The sequence below is a fragment of the Rhodococcus sp. GB-02 genome (assembly GCF_053470465.1).
Window position 1 is genome coordinate 629782 of sequence record NZ_JBPUKE010000004.1, and the last position, 25393, is coordinate 655174.

At 62.4% G+C, this 25393-nt stretch carries 25 protein-coding genes, 1 tRNA gene and 3 pseudogenes; 18 read left to right on the forward strand and 11 right to left on the reverse strand.

All coding sequences use genetic code 11. From position 1 onward, the window contains the following. The first annotated feature begins 45 nt into the window (after positions 1–45). The 3 genes from ACSW29_RS27675 to ACSW29_RS27685 are packed head-to-tail and all read left to right on the forward strand — an operon-like array spanning position 46 to position 2188. Positions 46–741, forward strand: coding sequence for an HAD hydrolase-like protein (locus ACSW29_RS27675; protein ID WP_448278824.1), 696 nt, complete (start codon positions 46–48; stop codon positions 739–741). After that, a complete protein-coding gene (locus tag ACSW29_RS27680) occupies positions 728–1201 on the forward strand; it encodes a low molecular weight protein-tyrosine-phosphatase (protein ID WP_317826299.1) in 474 nt (157 codons plus the stop codon). The genes ACSW29_RS27675 and ACSW29_RS27680 overlap by 14 nt, the downstream gene beginning before the upstream one ends. 48 nt (positions 1202–1249) lie before the next feature. Beyond that, positions 1250–2188: an SURF1 family cytochrome oxidase biogenesis protein gene (locus ACSW29_RS27685; protein ID WP_347873071.1), complete on the forward strand. Its 939-nt coding sequence runs from the start codon at positions 1250–1252 to the stop codon at positions 2186–2188. On the opposite strand, the gene ACSW29_RS27690 is transcribed toward ACSW29_RS27685, so the two are convergent. Together ACSW29_RS27690 and ACSW29_RS27695 are read right to left on the reverse strand one after the other, a co-directional pair. Next, a complete protein-coding gene (locus tag ACSW29_RS27690) occupies positions 2129–3148 on the reverse strand; it encodes a cobalamin biosynthesis protein (RefSeq protein ID WP_448278825.1) in 1020 nt (339 codons plus the stop codon). The genes ACSW29_RS27685 and ACSW29_RS27690 overlap by 60 nt on opposite strands. A 65-nt stretch (positions 3149–3213) precedes the next feature. After that, positions 3214–3438, reverse strand: coding sequence for a hypothetical protein (locus tag ACSW29_RS27695; RefSeq protein WP_317826297.1), 225 nt, complete (start codon positions 3436–3438; stop codon positions 3214–3216). A 333-nt stretch (positions 3439–3771) separates the two neighbouring features. Between ACSW29_RS27695 and ACSW29_RS27700 the strand changes: the two genes are divergently transcribed. Both ACSW29_RS27700 and ACSW29_RS27705 read left to right on the forward strand, forming a co-directional pair. Further along, on the forward strand, positions 3772–4026 hold the full coding sequence (locus ACSW29_RS27700; RefSeq protein ID WP_448278826.1) for a DUF2637 domain-containing protein: 255 nt from the start codon (positions 3772–3774) through the stop codon (positions 4024–4026). Continuing rightward, positions 4014–4250, forward strand: coding sequence for a hypothetical protein (locus tag ACSW29_RS27705; RefSeq protein ID WP_448278827.1), 237 nt, complete (start codon positions 4014–4016; stop codon positions 4248–4250). Before ACSW29_RS27700 ends, ACSW29_RS27705 begins: the two co-directional genes overlap by 13 nt. 311 nt (positions 4251–4561) lie before the next feature. Here ACSW29_RS27705 and ACSW29_RS27710 read toward each other — a convergent pair. Then, positions 4562–4827 (reverse strand): annotated as a pseudogene (locus ACSW29_RS27710) (transposase); the annotation flags it as partial. A gap of 231 nt (positions 4828–5058) precedes the next feature. Here ACSW29_RS27710 and ACSW29_RS27715 point away from each other — a divergent pair. The 7 genes and pseudogenes from ACSW29_RS27715 to ACSW29_RS27745 form a co-directional block, all read left to right on the forward strand. Continuing rightward, positions 5059–5529: a hypothetical protein gene (locus ACSW29_RS27715; RefSeq protein WP_448278828.1), complete on the forward strand. Its 471-nt coding sequence runs from the start codon at positions 5059–5061 to the stop codon at positions 5527–5529. Between the two features lie 9 nt (positions 5530–5538). Further along, on the forward strand, positions 5539–7065 hold the full coding sequence (locus ACSW29_RS27720) for a hypothetical protein (protein WP_448278829.1): 1527 nt from the start codon (positions 5539–5541) through the stop codon (positions 7063–7065). Between the two features lie 813 nt (positions 7066–7878). After that, positions 7879–8046, forward strand: a complete 168-nt coding sequence (locus tag ACSW29_RS27725) for a hypothetical protein (protein WP_448278830.1) — start codon at positions 7879–7881, stop codon at positions 8044–8046. Between the two features lie 107 nt (positions 8047–8153). Next, positions 8154–9173: a hypothetical protein gene (locus ACSW29_RS27730; RefSeq protein WP_448278831.1), complete on the forward strand. Its 1020-nt coding sequence runs from the start codon at positions 8154–8156 to the stop codon at positions 9171–9173. An 81-nt stretch (positions 9174–9254) separates the two neighbouring features. After that, a pseudogene (locus tag ACSW29_RS27735) lies at positions 9255–9353 on the forward strand (DUF2510 domain-containing protein); the annotation flags it as partial. 81 nt (positions 9354–9434) lie between these two features. Then, positions 9435–10001: a DUF4352 domain-containing protein gene (locus ACSW29_RS27740; RefSeq protein ID WP_448278951.1), complete on the forward strand. Its 567-nt coding sequence runs from the start codon at positions 9435–9437 to the stop codon at positions 9999–10001. 150 nt (positions 10002–10151) lie between these two features. Next, positions 10152–10442: pseudogene (locus ACSW29_RS27745) on the forward strand (tyrosine-type recombinase/integrase); the annotation flags it as partial. Between the two features lie 68 nt (positions 10443–10510). Here the strand turns inward: ACSW29_RS27745 and ACSW29_RS27750 are convergent. The 4 genes from ACSW29_RS27750 to ACSW29_RS27765 all read right to left on the reverse strand — a co-directional run bounded on the left by ACSW29_RS27750 (position 10511) and on the right by ACSW29_RS27765 (position 12279). Beyond that, positions 10511–10582: transfer RNA gene (locus ACSW29_RS27750), tRNA-Val, on the reverse strand. A 32-nt stretch (positions 10583–10614) separates the two neighbouring features. Beyond that, a complete protein-coding gene (locus ACSW29_RS27755) occupies positions 10615–11079 on the reverse strand; it encodes a peroxiredoxin (protein WP_230813799.1) in 465 nt (154 codons plus the stop codon). Positions 11080–11115: 36 nt separating this feature from the next. Further along, positions 11116–11541, reverse strand: a complete 426-nt coding sequence (locus tag ACSW29_RS27760) for a DUF3052 domain-containing protein (protein ID WP_230813801.1) — start codon at positions 11539–11541, stop codon at positions 11116–11118. A gap of 177 nt (positions 11542–11718) precedes the next feature. Beyond that, the gene (locus ACSW29_RS27765) at positions 11719–12279 is read right to left on the reverse strand and encodes a hypothetical protein (RefSeq protein WP_448278832.1); all 561 of its coding nucleotides are present in this window, start codon (positions 12277–12279) and stop codon (positions 11719–11721) included. A gap of 233 nt (positions 12280–12512) precedes the next feature. Here ACSW29_RS27765 and aceE point away from each other — a divergent pair, with 233 nt between their 5' ends. The 6 genes from aceE (at position 12513) to ACSW29_RS27795 (ending at position 20992) form a co-directional block, all read left to right on the forward strand. Then, positions 12513–15368, forward strand: coding sequence for a pyruvate dehydrogenase (acetyl-transferring), homodimeric type (gene aceE / locus ACSW29_RS27770; RefSeq protein WP_317826242.1), 2856 nt, complete (start codon positions 12513–12515; stop codon positions 15366–15368). Positions 15369–15467: 99 nt separating this feature from the next. Beyond that, complete coding sequence (locus tag ACSW29_RS27775; protein ID WP_230813804.1) at positions 15468–16796, forward strand: PucR family transcriptional regulator; 1329 nt, start codon at positions 15468–15470, stop codon at positions 16794–16796. Between the two features lie 127 nt (positions 16797–16923). Continuing rightward, positions 16924–17832: an ACP S-malonyltransferase gene (locus tag ACSW29_RS27780; RefSeq protein WP_347873075.1), complete on the forward strand. Its 909-nt coding sequence runs from the start codon at positions 16924–16926 to the stop codon at positions 17830–17832. An 84-nt stretch (positions 17833–17916) separates the two neighbouring features. Beyond that, entirely contained in the window at positions 17917–18192 is a 276-nt protein-coding gene (gene acpM / locus ACSW29_RS27785) for a meromycolate extension acyl carrier protein AcpM (RefSeq protein ID WP_003941649.1), read from the forward strand. A gap of 7 nt (positions 18193–18199) precedes the next feature. Then, positions 18200–19450 (forward strand): KasA/KasB family beta-ketoacyl-ACP synthase, encoded by a 1251-nt coding sequence (locus ACSW29_RS27790; RefSeq protein WP_003941591.1) that lies wholly within the window; start codon positions 18200–18202, stop codon positions 19448–19450. 108 nt (positions 19451–19558) lie between these two features. Then, the gene (locus ACSW29_RS27795; RefSeq protein WP_317826240.1) at positions 19559–20992 is read left to right on the forward strand and encodes an acyl-CoA carboxylase subunit beta; all 1434 of its coding nucleotides are present in this window, start codon (positions 19559–19561) and stop codon (positions 20990–20992) included. Between the two features lie 110 nt (positions 20993–21102). On the opposite strand, the gene ACSW29_RS27800 is transcribed toward ACSW29_RS27795, so the two are convergent. The 4 genes from ACSW29_RS27800 to ACSW29_RS27815 all read right to left on the reverse strand — a co-directional run bounded on the left by ACSW29_RS27800 (position 21103) and on the right by ACSW29_RS27815 (position 25378). Then, positions 21103–21612, reverse strand: a complete 510-nt coding sequence (locus ACSW29_RS27800) for a DUF3145 domain-containing protein (protein WP_003941617.1) — start codon at positions 21610–21612, stop codon at positions 21103–21105. A 128-nt stretch (positions 21613–21740) separates the two neighbouring features. Then, positions 21741–22580 carry a serine hydrolase domain-containing protein gene (locus ACSW29_RS27805; RefSeq protein WP_317826239.1) on the reverse strand — a complete coding sequence of 280 codons (840 nt, stop codon included), beginning with the start codon at positions 22578–22580 and terminating at the stop codon, positions 21741–21743. A 36-nt stretch (positions 22581–22616) separates the two neighbouring features. Beyond that, the gene (locus tag ACSW29_RS27810) at positions 22617–23744 is read right to left on the reverse strand and encodes an NDMA-dependent alcohol dehydrogenase (RefSeq protein WP_448278833.1); all 1128 of its coding nucleotides are present in this window, start codon (positions 23742–23744) and stop codon (positions 22617–22619) included. A gap of 323 nt (positions 23745–24067) precedes the next feature. After that, a complete protein-coding gene (locus ACSW29_RS27815; protein WP_448278834.1) occupies positions 24068–25378 on the reverse strand; it encodes a DUF222 domain-containing protein in 1311 nt (436 codons plus the stop codon). Positions 25379–25393 lie beyond the last annotated feature (15 nt).

Consider the following 25393-nt stretch of genomic DNA (forward strand, 5'->3'; position numbering starts at 1 on the left):
ACGGTCGGGCACTGTGCGCGGACATCGCCCCCGCCGTCCGGGACAATGAGACCCGTGACGACACCACCGCTCGACCGTTTTCCCGTAGTTCTGTTCGACCTGGACGGAACCATCACCGATTCCGCGCCCGGCATTCACGGCGGCTTCCGACATGCATTGGCCGCCGTCGGCCAGCCGGAGCCGACGGAGGAGATGCTGGCATCGGTCATCGGCCCACCGATGGTCGACACCTTCAGATCACTCGGCATGACCCCGACAGACGTCGACCGGGCGATCGCCGCGTACATCGAGCGATACGACGCGACCGGGTGGCAGGAGAACTCGGTGTACGAGGGCATGGACGTCGTCCTGGGCAAGGCTCGCGCGAACGGGACCCGGCTGGCCGTCGCCACCTCGAAGTCGGAGCGATTCGCCATTCGTATCCTCGAGCATTTCGGCCTGGCCGAGCACTTCGAGTTCATCGGCGGCGCGAGTGACGACGGAACTCGTCGGGCGAAACCCGATGTGATCGCGCATTCGCTGGCCTCACTCGGAATCACTCCCGTCCTCGCCGCCGACGGCGGAACCCCCGACGTGCTCATGATCGGCGATCGTGATCACGACGTCCTCGGCGCCGCGAAGTACGGCATCCCCACCGTCGTCGTCGAATGGGGCTACGGTTCCGCCGCGGAAGCGCGGCAAGCGTTTCGCTCCGTATCGTCGGCATCCGAACTGGGAGGACTTCTCGATGGCCGCCTCTGAACCACTCCATGTGACGTTTGTGTGCACCGGCAATATCTGCCGGTCCCCGATGGCCGAAAAGATCTTGCTCGCGCATCTGGACAGCGAAGGCCTCGCCGACCGCGTCCGTGTCAGCAGCGCCGGTACCGAGGGGTTTCACACCGGTAGCGAGGCCGACGAGCGGACCAACATCGTGCTTCGAGCGGCCGGATATCCGACGGGCCATAGCGCCGCGCAGGTCAATGCAGATCATCTCGCGGCCGATCTGGTTGTCGCCCTCGACACCGGCCACGAACGTGAGCTTGCTCATCTCGGCGTGCCCACGGAGCGGCGACGGTTACTGCGATCGTTCGACCCCGAGGCCGACGGCGAATCTGTCCCAGACCCGTACTACGGGGATCAGGAGGACTTCGAACTGGTTCGAGACCAGATCGAAGCGGCCATTCCCGACATACTCGACTGGATCCGTGAGCGGGCCTGAACCAGTAGCAGAATTCACTCCCATTCGGGCAACGGATACCGTGGACGTGTGCGAAGACTGAAATTCCTGTTGCGGCCCGGTTGGTTGGTACTGGCAGCTGTGGTCGGGCTCTTCGCCTACCTGTGCTTCACCGTGCTCGCTCCGTGGCAGCTCGGCAAGAACACGAAGACCGAGCATCGCAATGATCTGATCTCGAACTCGATCAACGCGGAGACCGTGCCGATCGGTGATGTCATCTCCGATTCGACGATCGCACCGGACGACGAATGGCGAAACATCACCGCGGCCGGTACCTATCTGCCGGACGCCGACATCCTCGTCCGACTGCAGTCCATCGAGGGCGCGCCGTCGTACGAGATCCTGACGCCTTTCCGCCTGGACGACGGTCGCACGATCCTCGTCAATCGCGGATACGTTCGGCCGATCAACGGCGCCGAGGCACCGCCCATCGCTGCGCCGCCGTCAGATCAGGTGACGCTCAACGGCCGCGTGCGCCTGTCGGAAGGCACTGCACCCGGCAGAGTTCCGATGTTCGAGGACGGCGCGAAGCAGGTCTACTCCATCGACGCACAACCCATCGGCGAGTTCATCGGAACGGACCTGATCGACGCGTACATCCAGCTCGAACCCGACCAGCCCGGCGGTCTCGGCACGATTCCGCTCCCTCAACTCGACGCGGGTCCCTACCTCTCGTACGGGTTCCAATGGTTGGCTTTCGGCATCATGGCGCCGCTCGGGCTGGCCTACTTCATTCGCGCGGAGTGGCGCGAACGTCGCAAGGAAAAGGCAGCTCAAGCAGCTGTCGAGGGCTTTGCGGCCGACGACGCCGCTACCGAGAAGACCCCAGAGGCAACGGCGTCCGCGCCTGCCGCGCCCCCCGCTGAACCGGCTCGTACCTTCAGCCGCCGTAAGAAGCCGGAAGCGGAGTCAGTGCCGCTGACGGCGCAGGAAGCCAAACTTGCCGATCGATACGGCAATACCCGCTGAAATACCCGCTGCCACCACTGCTGCACTGATCTGCACCGCCGACGAAAGCCTCGACGCGCGGCGCAGATCGTTCGGCGTCGGCGCAGGCCCACCGCCGAGGACGGGCCGCATCTCCACACCGTGCGCGTACTCGGTCCGGCCTCCCAACGAAATGCCCAATGCCCCCGCCGCCGACGCTTCCGCGACGCCCGCATTGGGGCTTGGATGAGCCGCTGCGTCGCGTTTCCACGCTGTCAGTGATTCCAGCACCGAACCGCCCACCACCGGTGCACACGCAGCCGTCAGCGCGCCCGTGAGCCGAGCCGGGAAGATGTTGACCAAGTCGTCGAACCTCGCCGCGGCCCACCCGAATCTGAGGTACTTCTCGGAGCGGTAACCGATCATCGCGTCGAGTGTGTTGGCGGCGCGGTAGGCGAACAGACCTGGCACGCCCGCAACTGCGCCCCAGAACAATGCGCCGACGCTTGCATCGGATGTGTTCTCGGCGACCGACTCCAGTGCAGCTCGCGTGAGGCCCTCTTCGCCAAGCACTGAGGGGTCGCGTCCACACAGTGAAGGAAGAAGCTCCCGCGCATCCATCAGGTCGCCGTCGACGCGTGAGGCCTCCAACCGCGCGGCCATGTCAATGCCGGTGCGTGCAAGCGACGTCCCGCCGAGCACGGCCCAGGTGGCTACCGCCGTCGTACCCGTCACGGCCACCCAACCTGCCCGGCGCGACGCTGCTTCGCCTGCGAGGCCGAGTCCCGCGGTGCCTGCGACGAGCACGGCGACATGAAATGTTCCGGCCGTCCGCGAGTCTCGGTAGGAAATCTTCTGCAGCGCGATAGCTGCGGTACCGAAGCCGGCGACCGGATGGAACCGCCCCGGATCGGCGAACACCCGATCAGCAGCGAAGCCGAGGAGAAGGCCGGCGGCTCGCGCACTGAATCGAGATTGAGACGAACGAACCGAAATGTGCACGAGCGTAGTTGTAGCAGCGACGCTCGTTCCCTGGCCAACCGTCACGTGTCTGCCAGAGCCGATCTCTACCCGTCCCAGTCGATCGTCAGATAGATCAAGCGGTGCATTCGATTGATTTCCCAGACACGGGCAACCCCGGTCGCCGGTGCGTCACCTTGGGAGCGAACTCGGATCGTCTGCCCCGGGAACAACGCAACACTCAGACTGGGCATCTCGGCGATATGTATGTGCGGACGGGTGGGATGCACACGCTTCGGGTCGACGGCTACTTCGATGAGAGAACTGGACATGCGTCCAGAATGACCTATTTCGGACCGTTCGTTGCCGGAAACGAAAACCCCGACCTGCATCGACATGCAGATCGGGGTTGAATTTCGGTGGGCGCGGAGGGTTTCGAACCCTCTTTCCGCATCCTTCGTACCTGCCCTTTCCCAGGTCGACCCGTCCTGAACTGGGATAACGTCAACCGCCTTCACCCCAATTCCCCCATACTTCACGGGCGATTGTGGGCAGAAAGTGGGCAAAGCGTGGGCACGCCGCCCGGCGCGGAGTGACCAGTTCCCGCACACAGAAATCCCCCCGTAGGTGGTCAGACCAACGAGGACCAGGAGATCACCTCGGCCATGAGAATTCTTTCACGTCTGCCCGATGTCGACCCCACGCCCGCTCGGGCTACCGCCGTCGGCGCTGTGGCGGTCACCGCCCTCGCGTCATGGATGAGTTTCACCGCGCTGTCCGACCTCGCCGCGCACAACGGGATCTCGGACGACCAGAGTGCGGCGTTTCCGTTGATCGTCGACGGCCTGACGATCGTGTCGACCATCGCCGCCGCGACCCTCAGGAGGGGTTGGCCGCGGGCCTACGCATGGATGTGCTGATCCTCGGCACCGCAGTTTCCGTTGCCGGAAACTCGGCACACGCCGTCACCAACAGGGGCGGCCCGATCGCCGTCGCCATCTCTGTTATCCCGCCGCTCGTACAGCTCGCGAGCATCCACCTCGCCATCACGCTCGCACACGGCGAATCTCGACACGATCGGGCGACGCTCGAAATGAGCCCGGAAACCACGGATGCCGGAGAGGATTTGCTCGCCGCCGCTTGAATTCGCCCGGCCGGCAAACCCAGCGCGCTGCCACTTCGCCCCCAACCCATTCGGTCGGGGGCCCGCGGCGCATGTCCGCGCGCGAGCAGCAGGCGCGCGCCCGAGAACCGCCAATGTTGCCGGTCACAACCTCGCCGCAGACATCAATCCCGCCCACGCCAACGGTCAGTCTGCGGATCCGCACCAGCACACGGTGGCGTCCGGATCGTGACACCACACCTGCGGCAGTAATGCGTCCGGTGCCCGCCCGAGCCCGCAGAGTCGCAGCCACAGACCTCCCAGCCGACGATGCACGCGTTCGGCCCGAGGTCGCGCGGAACGATGTCCTGCTCGCCAGCCACCGGCGGTGCTTGTCGTAGTCGTAGCCCTTGTCGGCCCGGAGTTTGCCGGGTTTGCAGCGGCGCGGACCACGCCTGGATTTCACCGCCGGAATCGCGCTGACCATCGGTTGCAGCAGGGCGCTGTCGTGGATGTTCGGTTCGGAAACATCGACGACCAGCGGGATCCCGTTCGAGTCGGACAGAACGTGGATCTTCGATCCCTTCTTGCCCCGATCGACCGGGTTCGGCCCGGTCAGTCGGTCGGAGATGCCCGGTGTGAGCGGGCGCCACGTGGCTCCCACGTTCACTCTGTGGGCGCGCAAGGTCGCTCATCACACGGTAGTGACAGCACAACAACGCAAGTGCCCAGTTCATCCGGTGTAGCCAAGAGAAGCTTCACTCCATACCGTGGTGACATCTGAAACCTTAGAGAGCTTTATTACCATCGTCATGATGTGCTAAATTCTCTTCAAGAGAAAGGCAACGATATGACAGATGCGACTTGGCTAACCCAAGAGACACTTGCCCATGAATGCGCCATCCGCAACGAGTACGCCAAGCGCCTGGCCGATTTCCGGCCACACGAGAAGCTGCTCAAGACCGAGTGGACGTTCGCCAACGCCCGAGCGCGAGCCGACATGCGCACGATCGACCGCTCCGACGTCCTCCGCATCTGGGAGTTCAAGATCGTGGCCGACTACAGCGGACTGGGGCAGGCCCTCACCTACCTCGCGCTGACCCGTCTCGAGAAGAAGTTCGAGGTGCCCGTCAAGGGGGTGCTCGCGGCATTCATCATCAGGCCCGAGATCCGCACTGCCAATGAGGTGCTCAACCTCGGCCTCGAACTTGTGGAGATCCCGGTGCATCTGCGCCTAGCCGGCGGCATTCCGATGAGCACCGAGCGCGCCCCCGATCTGCCCGACATCCCGACCGTCCTCATCCCGCCGACCACCAACTAGGAGACCAAGATGAGCCTGCCTACCATCCCCCAGAGAAGGATGATCCAGAACACGGACATCAAGCCGGATCCGGATTTCGGCGGACTGAAGATCGTCCGCTACCAAACCGACGGTGACGCCCAGAAGGCGTACATCAACAACGAGTACGAGTTCCAACACGAAGCAGCCAAGCGCCACATCATCAACGGTGTCACGTTGAGCCTGAAGGGCTCGCCAGGCCGCTACCGCATCACTGCAACCATCCACCCGACACTGCGCCAGTTCACAGACATCGTCCGCTACGACCCGTCGGCGCCGCCCCTTGAGAATTGGGAGGCTGTCGGGATGAAAGAAGCGCATGAGCAGACACAGAGCGACTTCAAGGGCACCAAGAAGGAGAACCTCGGTCACTTCAAGCAGTACCTCATCGAGTCGATCCGCGGGGACCGCACGGCGTATCTACCGACCGTAAGCGGGTGGCAGTCGTCGGAGGTATTCGGCGATACCATCTTCGTGGCCGTCGACGAGTCCAACCCGATGGCGTTGTACGGGGTGCTGTACCTGCCCAAGAAGCCGGTCATGCAGTCCGACGGTCAGACTCAAACCGCGGCGCTGTTTCAGGCCGCAGCCACGGGGTTGGCCGAGAAGGCGGAGGCTCTCGACAAGTTCGGCACGACCCTAGAGATCGAACTCAACGTGAACCCGGTGGCCGCGGGGCAAAGCTTCGCCGATCGCAACGGCCGCGGCTCCAAGAAGAACAAGAACCTCGTCGCCCGTATGGACAGCTCGTCCGCGCTGTCGCAACTCCGCACCAAAACGATCGCGGGCACCATCTTCGAGCACCGGTTCGCCGACGGTCGCACGGTGGGCGCCACCGAGACCGCCACCAAGAACATCGTGGATCTGTCCACCCTGGATCAGATGCTGCTCAACGTGATCAGTCGTGGCACAAAGAAGGACGAGCAGATCAAGATCTACCACGTCGAACATTTCCTGCCGTACTGTAAGGAGTTCGTCAAGCTGCTCGAGGACAAGTTCGGTGACAAGTGGCTCGACGACACCCCGAAGGACTCCGAGCCCTACCGTCGGCTCTACATCCACGGCTGGGCGTTCGCGCTCAAGGCCCTCGCGATCGTGTTCCACGACAGTCGCCGCGACGAACTCGGCCCTCTCGCGAATGCGATCAACACTATCGGCAGCGCGGATAGCCACCAGACCGCAGAAGAGGCCGAGCAGGCGTTCCTCAAGGCGGTCGAGGACGCCAACCCCCAAGATCGCAAGTTGACCCCGGCGGAGTTCGAGGAGCGGATCGACAAGATCGACTGGCTGCGCTACCGCAAGCACTGGATCGACCTGACCGGCCGAAAGGTCGCGAGCGATGGCAAGCCCAAGACGCGCGTGATCAAGGTCGGCACCGACAGCGACGGCAAGGTGATCACCAAGACGGTCGCGGACGGCAAGGCCGAGAACACCGCGGCAGCGATCAACTTCGCGGTGAATAAGATCGAAGGCGCAACCTGGACCGACCTCACCTCGGACGTGGACGCCAAGCCCTAAAGCCGCGATGCTGCCACCTGCTCGGCCCGCCACCACGTCGGTGGCGGGCCGATCCAACGGATATGTTCCATGTCCTGCATGTGCTGGTGCCTGGCGGAGTGATCTCCTACCGCGACGTGCGCCGAGAAGAGGCCAGCCGTCGGTTGCGATCGGGACTATCAGATATTCGGTGGATCTGAATCTGGTACATAGATTTAGGTCCCGGTTGGGGTGATTCGGCCTTCGAAGGTGATAGCAAACGCGTTGAGGGCTGGTTTCCACTTCGTCATCCATCGTGCTCTTCCCCTGCCGGTTGGGTCGAGTGCACGGGTGGCGTGCCCGTTCGGGCAACGGCGCGGCGCAGGCTCGGTCGATGCCATACAAAAGAATCGCACGTACGTTCGAGTCCTGATACCGTTGCGTTCGCCCCGGCGCGGAGGGAAGCCGAACTGGGGTCTACATCTCGTCGACGCGAACAAGTAGGGCATCAACTGTCAAGCATTTTCACCCGAGCGAGATGCTGCGAGAGTAATGCTTGAGCCGAGACGTTAGATCGTGCAGGCTCCCTGTATGAGATCACCCGAATCAATGGACGATGACGAGTTGCATCCGCATCTGCACAGGCTGTTGGAATCCCGAAGCACAGCGGCCGACGAGGGCCTCGATCCAGCATTCTTTCGCGGAGTAGACGGCGACATACAGAAGTGCCGGGAAGAGATCGCCCTCCGCGGACTTTGAACAGCTTCGTCTGCGGAATGGCAGGAACACCGACTCATACTGTCGATTCCCCGAATGACTGCAACTGAGTCCGCGAACTCGGTAGCGTCTTAGCGCATGTGGATCACAATTGCATTCGAGGACGGTACGACCAGGAAGATTCGCGGCGCGTTCGCGGAGGCTGACCTCTACAGCAGCCGATTGATCATCAAGGATCAGGACGGCACGATCGTGGAGACTTTCGATCATGTCGCGGGCTTCTCCAAGCTCCAAGTAGCCCAGTAGTCTTCGAAGCCCCGCCTTCGCGGGTTCGGTTCCACCACAGACCCCGCAGTCACGCATCATTCGACCGGTCTATACCGCCCGTCCAGTTTGTCTGGTTTGATGCGCCCGTGACCGATGAATCCCAGGCGACCGATGAAACTGTTTTTCGATTCTTCGTGGCAACGGAGGACGGACGGAGATCCGCTGAGTGGCGGATCTGGACCGCGGCCGAGGGACGGCGCCCGAAGGACGATGTTTACCTATCCCCTCAGTTGATGATCAACGATTCGAAGATCAGTCTGCACAGGGATGGCATGGCTCAAATCGGACTATCCAAGGCAGTCCGTGACCAACTGAGGCCAGGCGACAAGAAAGCACTTCTGCGATGGGAAATGGCAGATGTCGAAATTGTCCCCGGATGGAAGGCACTGTACGTTCTGCAATTCCCAGAGAGCGAACTTGAATATCTAGACAGCGTCCCTCCCAAGGCCATCCGGATTCCCGCCCCGGGCGATGGTCGGTCCCTCCACATGATTGTGATGACGTCCGGGCCCGATGCCACGCTTCCGCCCGGAACGAATGTTGCAGCAATGCTAAACAGAGGGAATGGTGGCCACGTGGCCCTCGTGGTTCTTGAGACCGGCTTCGATCCACGCACGTTCGACGCCCTAAAGGAAAGCCAGGAAACATCGTCACTCGGGTGGTCCGCGCCAAGTGTGATAACCGAACGCGAGCCTTTCGGATGGATCGTCCATCGCAGACCCGACGATGTTCGGGTATCAACCGAGTACAGCGGATTGAAGCGTCGGCCCGAACGCAATCTCGCGCTCGCAGACTTCGAGGGAGCCGTTCTGCCATGGGCCAAGAAGCCGCCCGAGGTTGATCATCGTGATGCCGCCTGCGCAATCCTGGTTTGCAGTCGACGTCGGCGCCCAAAGCTCTACGTTGACCGACGCTCTCGCTGCAATCACGAACACCTTGCTAGCGACGCGATGGACTTAGTCGCGGCGTACGACCGTGGCGAGATCGATAGCGGCTGGAGCACCCTCAGGAACGGAGACCATTTCACGATGATCTCCATGCGCGAAGTCCTCGAATCGAAGGGGCTTAACCATTGGGTGAAAGGGCCTGGCCGGCAGCCCCGGTGACCCGGCATTGCACCGGACGGCAGGGCCGGTTCATTCACTCAACCTATACCGCACGTCCAGTCCGTCTGGTTTGATGCGCGGGTGACGACTCCGACTCCCCCAGGCTGGTACCCGGATCCCTCGAATCCAGCGACCCTTCGGTACTGGGATGGATTCCGCTGGACAGGGGCTACGCAGCCTGCTCCACCGCGCATACAAGCGCAGCCCTTCGCTGCTACGCCTCCCAAGAACCCCAATTCATTCAGAAACGCAGTGCTTGGTGTGTCGGGGGCTCTGGTCGGTGTTGTCATCATCGGCACAGCCCTCACAGGAGGGGATGAACCCTCGCCCAATTCGGCGCGCACATCAACCACCACTCAAGTCCAGCCAGCTGGTACGGATGCCATCCGGCCGACCACGGGGGCAGCGACGTCGACGGATACGGCCGCGCACGGGTTCGGAACCGAAGTCCGGGATGGCAAGTTCGCATTTGTGTTGACCGACATGGAATCTGGGCTGTCCACCATCGGACGTGAATCGTCGATGTTCAGTGAGAAGGCCGAGGGCCAGTTCGTGGTCGTGCACGTGGACGTCACGAATATCTCGAAGCAGCCCCAGTACTACTCCAGCCTGAATCAGGTATTGGTCGACGACCAGGGACGCGAGTTCACCAACGACAGCTCGGCTGAGTTCAGTCTTGACGGCGACGATGAAGGCGACGGTGACCTCAATCCCGGGATCACGCGCTCGACAAGGGTGGTCTTCGACATTCCGATCGGCGCTGTGCCAGTCGCGCTGGAAGTGCACGACTCGATGTTCTCGAACGGAGCTCGGGTGAGCTTCGGGTGAGCTGTGGCCTAGGTGGTACTCGTCGATCCATTCATTCGACCTATACCGCATGTCCAGTTCGTCTGGTTTGATGCGCGGGTGAAGATGATCAAAGCCGCGGTCGCGGTCGCCATCGTTGTGGTCGCCGGCGGTTGCTCGAATGACTCCAACGAGGACGGCACATACCTTCAGCGCTCGCATACCGAGTCGGGTTGGTTCGACAAGGCTGTCAGTGCCGCTGGCGTTCCGCGGGTCACTCCGCACGATCTGCGGGACACCGCGGCATCCCTGGCGGTGTCGGCCGGCGCGAACGTGAAGGCGCTACAGAAGATGCTCGGTCACGCGTCGGCAGCGATGACGCTCGATGTCTACACCGATCTCTTCGACGACGACCTGGACGCCGTCGGCTTGGCACTCAGCGAAGCCCGTACGAAATCAGGTGTGGGCAGAAACGGAAAGTGAGGGAACCGCCTGAGCAAAGAGAAGGCCCCGACCTGCATTGGAATGCTGATCGGAGCCTCGATCCTGGGTGGGCGCGGAGGGTTTCGAACCCCCGACCGCTGGTGTGTAAAACCAGAGCTCTACCACTGAGCTACACGCCCGATCTCCCGGTGAGACCCTCACCGGGAGTGCTCTAAGACTCTAGCGCGGCAAGCGCGTTTGCCCAAAGTCCGTGGTCACGGGCTTCACCGGGGCCGTTCATCTCGGCAAAGCGAATGATTCCGTCTTTGTCGATGACAAAAGTGCCGCGATTCGCGAAGCCCAACTTGTCGTTGAACACCCCGTACTTCTGAGCGACTTCACCGTGCGGCCAGAAGTCCGACAGCAAGGGAAAGGTGTACCCCTGCTCAGCCGACCAGATCTTGTGGGTCGGCGATGCACCGACGGAAATCGCGAGAATGGCAGTCTCGTCGTTCTCGAACTTCGGAAGCTCGTCACGGACCTTGCAGAGTTCACCCTGACAAGTCCCAGTGAAGGCCAAAGGATAGAAGACCAGCAGAACATTCTTGTTACCGCGGAAATCTGCGAGCGAAACTTCCTGGTTGTTCTGATCCTTCAAAGTGAAATCCGGTGCCTGGGCACCAACATCGAGAGGCATGTGCGATTCCTTGGGAAAGTACGGAAAAGGACCGGGTCAGCGCTTGTTGGCCGGACGGGCCTTCGGCTGAACCAACCGACTTCCCGACCATTCACCGAGGTTGGCTGCCGATGTCTGGGTCAGGCCGGCAGTCGGCGCCGATTCGGCGATCTCGCTGGGCTCGACGTGACCGTCGAAACCGGTCTTCGGGGTGAGGACCCACACAAAACCTTCGTCGGCGAGCGGCCCGATGGCATCCATCAAAGCATCCACCAGGTCACCGTCCCCGTCGCGCCACCACAGCAGCACGACGTCGATGACCTCGTCGGAATCCTCGTCGAGCATTTCCCCGCCGATGGTTTCCTCAACCGCGGCACGAATGCCGTCGTCGGTATCCTCATCCCAGCCCAGTTCCTGCACCACCATGTCAGTGGTAATCCCGAGTTTCTGAGCGTAGTTCTGGGCATCCGCCGCGGCGACCACGGTGGGGTCCTCCTTTTGTTGATGGTGTGTGGCGACCCCGCACACCTACCGTTTGACGATCAATTAGGGAAAGCGAACATGGTCTGAGGCGTTAGCGCAAGCCGACCACGCCGAAAACTTTCGTCAAAGATCGTCTTCTGACACACGCCGAACCATACGCCTGCGGATTACCGCAGGTCACAGGGATGCACATTCTTCGGAGATCGACTTGCGAATCGAATTGCTCGCATCGCTGATCGAATTGATTTCATCCGCCGAATGATCGCTCTCGATCACGGCAGCAGACGAACGTAGATTCGTGGCCAATTCGTCGAACAGTCCGGAAAGCGCCGCTGGAAGTTCACTCGAGACCGAGTCGAACCACGATGCCGTATCCCGCGCAGACGAGGCAGCAGTGCTTGCTTCGACCCTCAGGTCCGTCGCGCCTTGATTTCCGGCGTCGACGTAAGCGTTGAACGCGACCACGTCGTTTTTCGATCGAGAGACCGCTTCCTCACAGATCTCGAAGGCTGCTTCGGCAGCATCTGCTGCTGCTTTCGACGAAGACGCCGCGGCCACCGAAATGCTCACCTCGGATTGATATGCATCGGCTTGCGATTCGTTCGGAACTGCTGAACCGGTCACCGCCGCGGAGCACCCCACGATCACCGACAGCCCCACTGCGATCGATCCGATCGAGACCCACGCCCCGACCCTGCCGTAATTGATTTCTTTGTTTATTTTTTCCCACCCCTTCATACGTTCCGATCCATCCCCCAAGCCTGTGACTACGGGGAACCATCACGCCCCTGCGTCACGCCGAAAAACGCTACCCGAGAGTAACCAGAGGCGAGGTGTGCCGGACCGACCGGGATGGTGAAAGATGAGGTACGCGCCATATTCACGATGGAAGTGCGTCGGACCTAACAAGGCCTCGATCACCTATGTAAGGACGCCCCACCACGCGTCCCCAAACCAATGAGGAGCACACGTTGTCTGACCTGATCCAGGGTCCCGCGTCCGGGCAGAACGCCGATTCCGGCGCCGCCGGCGAGTCGGGTCCGCCCGCATCGAATACGCCGGGGGGAACCGACGGTCGCGTTCGCGTCATTCGCGAAGGTGTTGCGTCGTACCTTCCGGACATCGATCCGGACGAGACCACCGAATGGCTCGAATCATTCGACGGACTTCTGGATCGATCCGGACCCACGCGTGCCCGCTACCTCATGCTCCGCATGCTCGAACGCGCCGGTGAGAAGCACGTCGCACTCCCCGCGCTCACCTCGACCGACTACGTCAACACGATTCCGACCGAAAACGAGCCATGGTTCCCCGGCGACGAAGAGGTCGAGCGCCGCTATCGCGCCTGGATTCGTTGGAACGCCGCGATCATGGTCCACCGCGCTCAGCGACCGGGCGTCGGCGTCGGCGGACACATCTCGACCTACGCATCGTCGGCAGCGTTGTACGAAGTCGGCTTCAACCACTTCTTCCGCGGCAAGGACCACCCCGGCGGCGGCGACCATATCTTCATCCAGGGTCACGCCTCCCCAGGCATCTACGCGCGCGCCTTCCTCGAGGGCCGCATCCCCGCGGAACAGCTAGACGGATTCCGCCAGGAGAAGTCGCACGCAGACTTCGGCGGCGCACTGCCGTCCTACCCGCACCCGCGACTGCTTCCCGACTTCTGGGAGTTCCCGACGGTCTCGATGGGCCTCGGCCCGATGAACGCCATCTACCAGGCCCGCTTCAACCATTACCTCAACGACCGCGGCATCAAGGACACCACCGATCAGCATGTGTGGGCGTTCCTCGGCGACGGCGAAATGGACGAGCCGGAATCACGCGGCTTGGCTCACGTCGCGGCAACCGAAGGCCTCGACAACCTGACGTTCGTCGTGAACTGCAACCTCCAACGCCTCGACGGCCCGGTCCGCGGTAACGGAAAGATCATCCAGGAACTGGAATCGTTCTTCCGCGGTGCCGGCTGGAACGTCATCAAGGTCGTCTGGGGTCGCGAGTGGGATGCGCTGCTGCACGCCGACCGCGACGGGGCACTCGTCAACCTGATGAACGTGACGCCGGACGGCGATTACCAGACGTACAAGGCCAACGACGGCGCGTTCGTGCGCGATCACTTCTTCGGCCGCGACCCCCGCACCAAGGAACTGGTCAAGGACCTGACCGACCAGGAGATCTGGAATCTCAAGCGCGGTGGCCACGACTACCGCAAGGTCCACGCCGCATATGCAGCCGCCATGGCACACAAGGGCCAGCCGACGGTCATCCTCGCGCACACCATCAAGGGCTACACCCTGGGTAAGCACTTCGAGGGCCGCAACGCCACGCACCAGATGAAGAAGCTCACGCTGGACGACCTCAAGGCGTTCCGCGACATGCAGCACATCCCGATCTCGGATGCCGAGCTCGAGAAGGATCCGTACCTGCCTCCGTACTACCACCCGGGCGCCGACGCACCCGAGATCAAGTACATGCTCGACCGTCGTAAAGCACTGGGCGGGTTCCTGCCTTCGCGCAACACCGACGCGGCGCCGCTCAAGCTCCCCGAGGACAAGACGTACGACGTCATCCGCAAGGGTTCGGGCAAGCAGGAAGTCGCCACCACCATGGCGATCGTGCGCATCCTCAAGGAACTGTTGCGCGACAAGGAAATCGGCAAGCGCATCGTGCCGATCATCCCGGACGAGGCTCGCACGTTCGGTATGGACTCGTGGTTCCCGTCGCTGAAGATCTACAACCGCAACGGTCAGCTCTACACGTCCGTCGACGCCGAACTCATGCTCGCCTACAAGGAGAGCCCGATCGGCCAGATCCTGCACGAGGGCATCAACGAGGCCGGTTCGACGGCTTCGTTCACCGCAGTCGGCACGTCGTACGCCACACACGGCGAACCGATGATTCCGCTGTACATCTTCTACTCGATGTTCGGTTTCCAGCGCACCGGCGACGGTCTGTGGGCGGCCGCCGACCAGATGGCTCGCGGATTCGTTCTCGGCGCGACCGCCGGGCGTACCACCCTGACCGGCGAAGGTCTCCAGCACGCCGACGGACACTCCCTGCTCCTGGCATCCACCAACCCCGCCGCTGTCACCTACGACGCCGCGTTCTCGTACGAGTTGGCGCACATCGTCAAGGACGGCTTGCGCCGTATGTACGGCGGCACCGAGGGCGTCGACGGTTTCGGCGGCGAGAACATCTTCTACTACCTCACCATCTACAACGAGCCGTACGTTCAGCCGGCCGAGCCCGAAGGTCTCGACGTCGAGGGCTTGCTCAAGGGCATCTACCTCTACAAGACGTCCGAGGCCGCCGGCCCGAAGGCACAGATACTGGTATCCGGTGTCGCGATGCCCGAGGGGCTGCGGGCGCAGAAGTTGCTCGCCGACGAGTGGGGCGTCTCGGCAGACGTCTGGTCGGTCACGTCCTGGGGTGAGCTGCGCCGCGAAGGCGTCGAATGCGAACGTCAGGCGCTGCTCAATCCGTCCGAGGATGCTCCGGTTCCCTTCGTCACCACGGCGTTGTCCTCGGCTCAGGGCCCTGTTGTCGCGGCTTCGGACTGGATGCGGGCGGTCTCGGATCAGATCCGTCAGTGGGTTCCCGGCGACTACACGACGCTCGGCACGGACGGGTTCGGTTTCTCCGACACGCGCACTGCGGCACGTCGTTACTTCAACGTCGATGCCGAGTCCATCGTCGTTGCCGTGCTGATCGGTTTGGCGAAGGAAGGATCGATCGAGCGGTCCAAGGCCGTCGAAGCAGCGAGCCGGTACCGTATCGACGACGTTAACGCTGCCCCCGAGCAGACCGGGGACACCGGTAGCGCGTAAGTCGTAGCGCAACAGTTCGGGCGATCGAAAACAGACCTACGCCCATCGCCGCGGGTGTCATCTCGACATCGGGTGCGGCGATGGGCGTAGGTTTTTCTCATGCCCGAACCTGATCCCGAGAAACCCGAAGAGGGTGTACGCCGCACCCGACCACAGTCGTCCGGGTTGCAGGCTGTTCTCGCCCGCCGTCGTCAGGTTCGCGATCCGCTCCCCGAGGCCTTGCTCCGCCGCGTCAAACAGTTCTCCGGTCGGCTCTCCACCGAGGCCGTGACCGTGATGGAGGAGCAGCTTCCGTTCTTCGACAGTCTCGACGCTTCGCAACGCGCCGACGTTCAACTCCTGGTGCAGACGTCGGTGGTGAACTTCCTGGAATGGCTGCGGCAACTCGACTCGGAGATCAGCTTCGGATATGAGTCTTTTCCGGTCATCCCTCAGGACCTCGCTCGACAGCTCACGCTGCGCCAGACGGTCGACATGGTCCGAGTGGCGATGGAGTTCTTCGAGAAATGGCTACCGGCTCTCGCCCGCAACGATCAGCAGCTGATCGCGCTGACAGAAGCCGTCCTGCGGTACGGACGTGAACTCGGCTTCGCAGCGGCGACGGTGTACGCAAGCGCTGCCGAATCTCGTGGAGCCCTGGACACGCGACTGGAAGCGCTCGTCGTCGACGCCGTCGTGCAGGGAGACACCGGGTCGGACATGCTTTCCCGCGCCGCCACCTTGAACTGGGACGCCACTGCTCCGGCCACCGTCATCGTCGGGTCTCCCCCGCCGGACGAGCGGGTCTCGGTTGCCGGCACCGTCCACGCGACTGCCGCCGCGCACGGGCGCGCTGTTCTCGCCGTGGTCCAGGGTCCGCGGCTGGTGATGATCGTCAGCGGTGAGCTGAGCAGTAAGACGGAAGGCAGCCAGTTCCTTCAAGACCTGCTCATGAGTTTCGCCGACGAGCCGGTGGTGATCGGCCCGACAACGCCCTCATTGAGCGCAGCGCACTTCAGTGCGTCCGAAGCTCTCGCGGGAATCAAGGCCGTTGCCGGGTGGCGCGGCGCACCTCGTCCCGTTTTCGCGACTGAACTGCTCCCGGAACGGGCACTACTGGGAGACGCTGCTGCCGTAAAGGCTCTTCGCGATTTCCTGGTCGCGCCTTTAGCTGAATCCGGCACAGTCTTGACCGATACTTTAGACAGTTATCTCGACTGTGGAGGTGCGGTTGAGACTTGTGCACGTCTTCTGTTTGTTCATCCAAATACCGTTCGGTACCGCTTGAAGCGAATTGCGGAAGTTACCGGCCGGGATCCCACGAATCCACGCGACGCATATGTACTACGGATCGCCGCTACCGTGGGCCGATTGACACAAATCGATCTCAAATCGAACAATTCGGTTACTTCAGTCACATCTTTAACATCCGGCCAACCAAACCTGTAACCCCCGAGCGTCCAATTTCGATGGCCGAGCGCGACGTGGGATTTTGTGGGAACCCTACAAAACACTTCGCCAGAGTTCATCGCGACCGACATCTCGCAGGTCACTCGCGGCGGTGTTCTCTTAGTAAGTGATTTCGTTGCTCGCCCCGGGACAGGGCTCTCAGACACCCGGCATGCTCAGCCCCTGGCTGGCATTGCCCGGAGCACAGGACCGCCTCGAAGTGTGGTCGAAGGCAGCCGGCCTGGACTTGGTCCGACTCGGCACGACCGCGACTGCCGAAGAAATCACCGACACCTCGGTAACCCAGCCGCTCGTCGTTGCCGCTGCTCTGCTGGCATACGAGGAAATCGAAGCACGTGGACTGCTCGGCGCCGACGTCATCGCTGCCGGCCATTCGGTGGGCGAACTTGCCGCCGCTGCGGTAGCCGGTGTCATCTCCGCTGACGACGCAGTTGCGCTTGCCGCAATTCGCGGCGCCGAGATGGCCAAGGCTTGCGCGCTCGAGCCCACCGGCATGTCGGCGGTTCTCGGTGGAGACGAAGCCGAAGTACTCGCACGACTCGAAGAACTCGGACTGGAAGCAGCCAACCGCAATGCGGCCGGCCAGATCGTGGCCGCCGGCCTGCTCACCGCACTCGAAGAACTCGCGGCGAATGCGCCCGAAAAGGCACGAGTGCGCGCGCTGCCAGTCGCCGGCGCGTTCCACACCCGCTTCATGGCACCTGCACAGGATGCCGTCGCAGCTGCTGCCGCCAAGATCACCCCGTCCGATCCGACGCGCACGCTGCTTTCCAACTCGGATGGCGCACCGGTCTCTTCGGGAGCCGACGCTCTCACCAAACTTGCCGCGCAGGTAACCCGCCCCGTTCGCTGGGACCTCTGCTCCGCTTCGTTGCGGACAGCAGAAGTCAGCGCGATCGTGGAACTCCCGCCGGCCGGAACCCTCGTCGGAATTGCCAAGCGCGAAATGCGTGGCACGCCGACGGTGGCCCTCAAGAACCCGGAGGATATCTCCGCACTGTCCGAGCTGACCTAGCTCGGACGCCCACCCGGCCGATCAGCCCGAACGGCGGCCGGACGTTTCACCCCACCTCAATCGATCAAGAAGGGAGCCACACCAGTGGCCCACACTCAGGAAGAAATCATCGCGGAACTCGGCCAGATCGTGGAGGAGGTCACCGGTATCGAGCCTTCCGAGGTCACCGTTGACAAGTCCTTCGTGGACGACCTCGATATCGACTCCCTGTCCATGGTCGAGATCGCTGTGCAGACCGAAGACAAGTACGGCGTGAAGGTCCCCGACGAGGATCTTGCAGGCCTGCGCACCGTCGGCGACATCGTCGCGTACATCCAGAAGCTCGAAGCCGAAGGCGCCGAAGCCAAGAACGCAGAGTGAGCCGACCGTGACTTCCGCTTCTACCCGCAAAGGGAAATTCCCCGACATCGTCGTCACGAGCCTCGCGACGTCGACGTCGGTGGCTGGTGATGTGGATGGCACGTGGAAGGCGCTGCTCGCCGGCGAAAGCGGCATCGGAATCCTCGATGACCCGTTCATCGACGAGTTCGACCTTCCCATTCGCATCGGCGGGCACCTGAAGGTTTCACCGGACGAGGGCTTGTCCCGCGTCGAAATTCGACGGATGAGCTGGGTGGAACGCCTTGCCCTCACGTTGAGTCGTACGGTCTGGAGCAACGCCGGCAGCCCTGAAGTTGATCAGGATCGCCTGGCCGTTGTCATCGGCACCGGACTCGGCGGCGGCGACACGCTCATCGACGCCGTCGACAAGCTCCGCGGCGGCGGATACCGCAAGGTGTCCCCGTTCTCGGTGCAGATGGTCATGCCCAACGGACCGGCCGCAACGGTCGGTCTCGAACTCGGGGCCCGTGGTGGCGTCATCACCCCCGTATCGGCATGTTCGTCAGGTTCCGAGGCGATTGCTCACGCTCATCGCATGCTTGTCATGGGTGACGCGGACATGGTTGTGGCCGGTGGAGTCGAGAGCTTCATCGACGCGGTTCCGATCGCGAGCTTCGCAATGATGCGTGCGATGAGCACCAACAACGACAACCCCGCCGCAGCTTCACGTCCTTTCGACAAGGACCGTGACGGATTTGTCTTCGGCGAAGCCGGCGCACTGATGATCCTCGAAACCGAGGAGCATGCCAAGGCACGCGGGGCAACGATTCACGCCCGCCTGCTTGGGTCCGGAATCACTTCGGACGGGTACCACATCGTGGCGCCGCATCCGGAAGGCCTGGGCGCGGCGCGAGCCATGACCCGAGCAATCGAGATGGCCGGACTGACGAAGTCCGACATCAAGCACATCAACGCCCACGCCACTGCGACGCCGATCGGTGACATCGCAGAGGCAAAGGCAATCAACGCAGCGGTCGGCAATCACGCTGCGGTGTACGGCCCGAAATCCGCGCTGGGACACTCGATCGGCGCTGTCGGCGCCCTCGAATCAGTCCTCACGGTTCTGGCAGTGCGTGACGGGATCATCCCGCCCACGCTCAATGTTGACAGCCAGGATCCAGAGATCGATCTCGATGTCGTCAAGGGTGAACCCCGAACCGGCTCTTTCGATTTCGCACTGAACAACTCGTTCGGTTTCGGTGGGCACAATGTCGCGCTCGCCTTCGGTCGGGCCTAGCCCGAACCGCGGTTTGCACCTGTCCGCGGGTGTCGTTGCAACACAACGTCACCTGCGGACAACACCGACCTTTCGTTCCACCCAAGGCTCGTACTGAAGGAGGACGCGATGACCATCCTGGCCCCCGTGACAAAGTCCGAATCATCGACAGACCCGCGCGATCCTCTTGCGCGCCTGGAAAATCTGTTCGACCCCGGCACCACAGTGCCGCTCCATGCCCGTGACAAGTCCGGTGTGCTTGCTGCGTCCGGAAACATCGACGGCGTCCGCACCATCGCATACTGCTCCGACGCCACCGTCATGGGTGGCGCGATGGGTGTCGACGGCTGCAAACACCTCGTCAAAGCCATCGATACCGCCATCGAGGAAGAGTCCCCCATCGTGGGCCTCTGGCACTCCGGTGGCGCGCGTCTGGCTGAAGGCGTCGAAGCACTCCACGCAGTCGGACTGGTCTTCGAGGCCATGGTCCGCGCGTCGGGTCTCATACCTCAAATTTCCGTCGTTCTCGGCTTCGCTGCCGGCGGAGCCGCGTACGGTCCAGCCCTCACCGATGTCGTGATCATGGCCCCGGAAGGCCGAGTGTTCGTCACCGGCCCAGACGTAGTTCGCAGTGTCACCGGTGAACAGGTCGACATGGTTTCACTCGGCGGCCCGGACACACACACCAAGAAGTCCGGTGTCGCACACATCGCCGCACACGACGAGGCCGACGCATTGCACCGCGCACGCCGCCTGGTTTCGATGATGTGCGAGCAGGGCGAATTCGATCAGCGTGCGGCCGAGCTCGGCGACAGCGATCTGCGCGCCATGATGCCCGCGTCCGCAAAACGCGCGTACGACGTCCGTCCGATCGTTCACGAAATGCTCGACAACGTCGAAGGCGAGTCGAGTTTCGAAGAACTGCAAGGCAATTACGCGCGGAGCATCGTCACCGGATTCGGTCGGATGGCCGGACGCACCGTTGGCGTCATCGCGAACAATCCACTTCGACTCGGGGGGTGCTTGAACTCCGAAAGTGCAGAGAAGGCCGCTCGATTCGTTCGACTGTGCAACGCATTCGGCGTGCCGCTCGTGGTCGTCGTCGATGTTCCCGGGTATCTGCCGGGCGTTTCTATGGAGTGGGAAGGTGTGGTCCGGCGCGGAGCGAAGTTGCTTCACGCCTTCGCCGAGGCAACTGTCCCCCGTGTCACCGTCGTCACTCGAAAGATCTACGGCGGTGCTTACATCGCGATGAACTCGCGAGCACTCGGTGCCACAGCCGTATTCGCTTGGCCCAACTCCGAAGTAGCCGTGATGGGCGCGAAGGCCGCGGTCGGCATCCTGCACAAGCGGGCTCTCGCTGCTGCACCGGACGACGAGCGTGAAGCATTGCACGACCGTCTTGCTGCCGAACACGAGGCGATCGCGGGCGGCGTCGACCGCGCTGTCGAAATCGGCGTCGTCGACCAGGAAATCGACCCGGCGAAGACTCGCAGCATCGTGACCGCTGCGCTCGCGTCTGCACCATCTGTCCGCGCGCGGCACAAGAACATTCCGCTCTGACAACTCTAGACAGCAAGGTGGGCCTCGCCGATACGGCGGGGCCCACCTTTGTCATTCAAGTCTTTGTCGTTCAAGCCGCGAGAGCACTCAGGATTCAGGATGGACCTCGGTCAGCTGACACGCCTTCGCAGCCATGTCACCTCGGCACCTTCGCCTGAACTCCGGAAGGGTTCGAGTTCCTCGTCCCACGGTGCGCCTATCGCCCGATCGATTTCCGCTGCGATGTCTCCACCGGAATTCATGATGGACCGCAGCTTCATCTCCCCTACGACGACATCACCGTTCGCACTGGTGGATCCGCGCCACAGGCCCAGACCGGGTACATGGCTGTACCGTTCGCCGTCGACGCCATGACTCGGGTCCTCGGTGACCTCGAACCGCAACATCGGCCACGCGCGTAGCGAATCGACCAGGCGGGCACAGGTTCCGACGGGACCCGTCCAATCCGTCGTTGCACGGAGAAGACCGTCGTAGGCAGGCTGTGAGGTCCATCTGAGCTTGGCAGGGCTGTCCAACGTGGCGGACAAAGCCCAATCCACGTGCGGGCACAGCGCCGCGGGCGACGAGTGGATGTAAACCACACCAGTCGTCACGTCCGCGAATTGATTCATTTCGCGCACTCGAGCCTCCTGCTTCGACGAGGGACGTCTTCCCCAACGACCTCTGTCGAGTTCATGCAGCACGCTCGATTGAACAGTGTGCCTTGTGTTACCCGTGTTGCGCCAGTGGAAGGAGAGAAATTTGTGCTCTATCGAGAAACTTCGCCGATCACGCCATCGGACAATTCAGTCCACAAAGGTTTGGCCCAGTCACCGAAGTCGCGATCGGTAAGCACGACGCACGCGGTATCGATCGCGGGATCAACCCACAGGAAAGTCCCCGATTGACCGAAATGACCGAAGGTTGTGGCCGAGTTCTCGAGACCAGTCCAATGCGGACGCTTGTCGCCGCGAATTTCGAATCCGAGTCCCCAGTCGTTGGGGCGCTGGGAGCCGTAACCCGGAAGAATACCGTTGAGCCCCGGGAACTGAACAGTTGTCGCCTCTACGAACGTCTGCGTCGAGATCAGCGTCGGCGAGAGCAGTTCAGCCGCGAACTTGGCCAAGTCGTCCGCCGATGCCTGCGCGCCGTGACCGGCCGGACCGACGAGAGCCGCACCGGACATACCCAACGGCGCGAACACGGCCTCGGCCAGATAGTCGGCAAATTCGATCTCGGTCTCCCGGGAAACCAACTCGGCAAGAACCTCGAATCCCGCGCTCGAATAGATCCGCTTCGACGCCACCGGCGCCTGGACAACACGTTCGGCGAATGCCAACCCCGACGCATGTGCAAGGAGATGACGAACCGTCGCCCCCTCAGGCCCCGCCGGCCCATCCAACTCGACCGCCCCTTCCTCCACCGCGACGAGAATCGCGTAGGCGCACAACAGTTTTGTCACCGAAGCCAGAGGGAAAACGCGCGACTGATCGCCGCTGAAACCACGAACGCGGTCGCCCTCACCCGAGTTCTTCCCGGAGAGGACGACCGCTGCCGCATTGTCGACCGGCCACTGCTGAATTACGTCAAGACTGTGAGTACTGGGCACCCGATCAGACTACTGGCACAACACTTGCGCTTCCGATCACCAGTCAGCTTCGGTGTAGCGGATGACGCCGCGGATGTTCTTGCCATCCAACATGTCCTGGTAGCCGTCGTTCACACCTTCGAGCGTGTACGTCCGCGTGACCATGTCGTCGAGATTCAGCCTGCCTGCCTTGTACATCGCAAGGAGGTTCGGCACGTCCTGGCGAGCGTTGCCACCGCCGAAGATGTTGCCCTGAAGATCCTTCTGAAGCATCGCCATCAGGAACAGGTTCAGCTTTACGTCCATGTCCGTCAGATGCCCCATTGCGGTGACAACACAACGACCGGCCTTGGCCGTCAGGATCATCGCCTCTTCGACGTACTCACCCTTCATTTCGCCGACGGTGATGATCGTCTTCTGCGCCATACGTCCATACGTAGCGTCGATGATCGGCTGAATGGCAGCGGCGGCGCTTTCGAACGCATGTGTTGCGCCGAACTTCAGAGCCTGCTCACGCTTCCACGGCACAGGATCAATAGCAAAGATGTACCGGGCACCCGACGCAACAGCACCCTGCAGGGCACTGATACCGACGCCGCCAACACCCATGATCACAATGTCTTCGCCCGGCTTCACATCAGCGATGTGTGTTGCCGATCCCCAACCGGTGGGAACGCCGCAACCGACGAGTGCGGCAACCTCGAACGGAATGTCCTTTTCGATCTTCACAACCGACGACTGGTTCACGACCATGTAGGGCGAGAACGTCCCTAGCAGGCACATCGGGATCACGTTTTCGCCGCGAGCCTGGATTCGGTAGGTGCCGTCGCTGATGGCCTGGCCACTGAGCAGGCCCATCCCGAGGTCACACAGATTCTGATGGCCAGCCGAACACGCCGGACAGGTTCCACAAGCCGGAATGAAGGACAGAACGACATGGTCGCCGACCTCCAACCCCTTGACCTCTGGGCCGAGCTTGGTGATGACGCCCGAACCCTCGTGCCCACCCATGACGGGGAACGACGGCATCGGGGTCGCGCCGGTGACGATGTGGTGATCGGAGTGGCACATTCCGGCCGCTTCCATGCGAATCTGAACTTCGCCGGCTACCGGCTCGCCGATCTCGATCTCCTCGACGGACCACTTCTCGCCCAGGCCCCACAGGATTGCACCCTTGGTCTTCACGTCACTTCACCCTTTCATTCGCACACCCGCATCTATCTCTGTGACCATAGCCACAAATCTGAGAAATTGGAACGTGTTCTAACAAATGATTTTGCGCTGCAGGTCAGACGTCCAAATGACCTGGCACAACCGCCGTGGCAACGACGAAAAGATGACCCACTGAGTGGGACACGTCGCCCTGTCTCAGCGAAATCACGGTCGCACCGAAAGCACGGCCGCGCCGAAAGCACGGCCATCACGAGAACACGCACCTTGGACTCCACCTCCGACAGTCAAGTCGAATACGGAGCCTGGGCGTGTTCTGTTGTGCCTGAGGCCCGTCGTCAAGTTTTGAATGTGGTGTTCGCGGGCCTGGGGTGCTGCCCGGGGTCGATCGAGGGTGGCGGGATGAACCAGGGTTTGTTGTCGACGCCGATCCGAATCTCCCACTTGCCGACGAACCCGGATTTCCGGTGCATCAGCCGGTGATGCGAGCGGCACAGCAGGACAAGGTTGTTCATCACCGTCGGCCCACCGTTGGCCCAGTGCCTAATGTGGTGCGCATCAGTCCAGGCCGGTACGCATGAACAGCCCGGGAACGCGCAGCCTCTGTCTCGGGCGATCAACGCGACCCGTTGTTCGGCGGTGACCAACCGCTTTCCGGGTTTCGCATCGAGCGGTGCGCCATGATCGTCCAGCAACACCGTCGACAGGAAACAATCACACCCCAACAACCTCGTCTGCGAGACCGACAGCGGCCCGAGCCATGGCATGTGCCCGACATCAAGATCGGCGGGGTCCAGAGAGCCGTCATCACCCGAATCCGAAGACTGTGCGGCGCAGTCCCGGTGCTCAGCCAAATCACGAGCATTGATGTGCACGTTCACATGCGGACGCTGCCCACCATCGGTACCGGTCTTGGCGCAGTCGAGGTAGCGGCGGATCAGTTCGGTGAACCCGTCCGCGGTCCGCTTCGCCGCCGACCGGGCATCGGGGGTGCCGTCCGGCGCCGGGGTGGGCATCGTCAAATTCGACAACGCCGACAGCAGCATTTCGCCGGTGAGGGCGTCGAAATCTCCGCGGACCACCACCCGACCGTTCAACGTCGAGGCGATCCGCAACTCGTTCCGGTCGACATCTTCGGCGGGCGGAATCTCATCGGATTCGAACAACCGCTCCAACGTCGCGATAACATTCCGCACCTTTGTCGTCGTCGCCTCCACACCCGACGAAGCCGCCAACAACAAATCGATGCACTTCGATAGCGCTTCCTCCGGCATCCCCTTCGGTGGGGACTCACAGAACGCCACGATCAAGGCGGCATGATCGAACGAGCAATCCCCGTCATCGAACCGAGCAGCCACAGCCGGGAACGGCCGCAACGCTGCGCCCAGGGCGGCGATCTTCTTCCCGTCCCGTACCTGCAGCATCGTGTTGGCCGCCAACCACGAACCGACACCGCGACTGGCAATCACCTGATCATCGGAACGCAACGAGAGTTCGTCCACGACCGCCACCCGCACGGCTTCCAGCCGCAGAATCTCCGCACTCGCCGACACCGCAGCCTCTCGCAACTCAGCAGCAGACAACCGCCACAGACGTCCGCGTAACCCCACCGCAGAACCCGACACCACGTCCGACAACAAGACACTCATTGAATCCCCCGATCC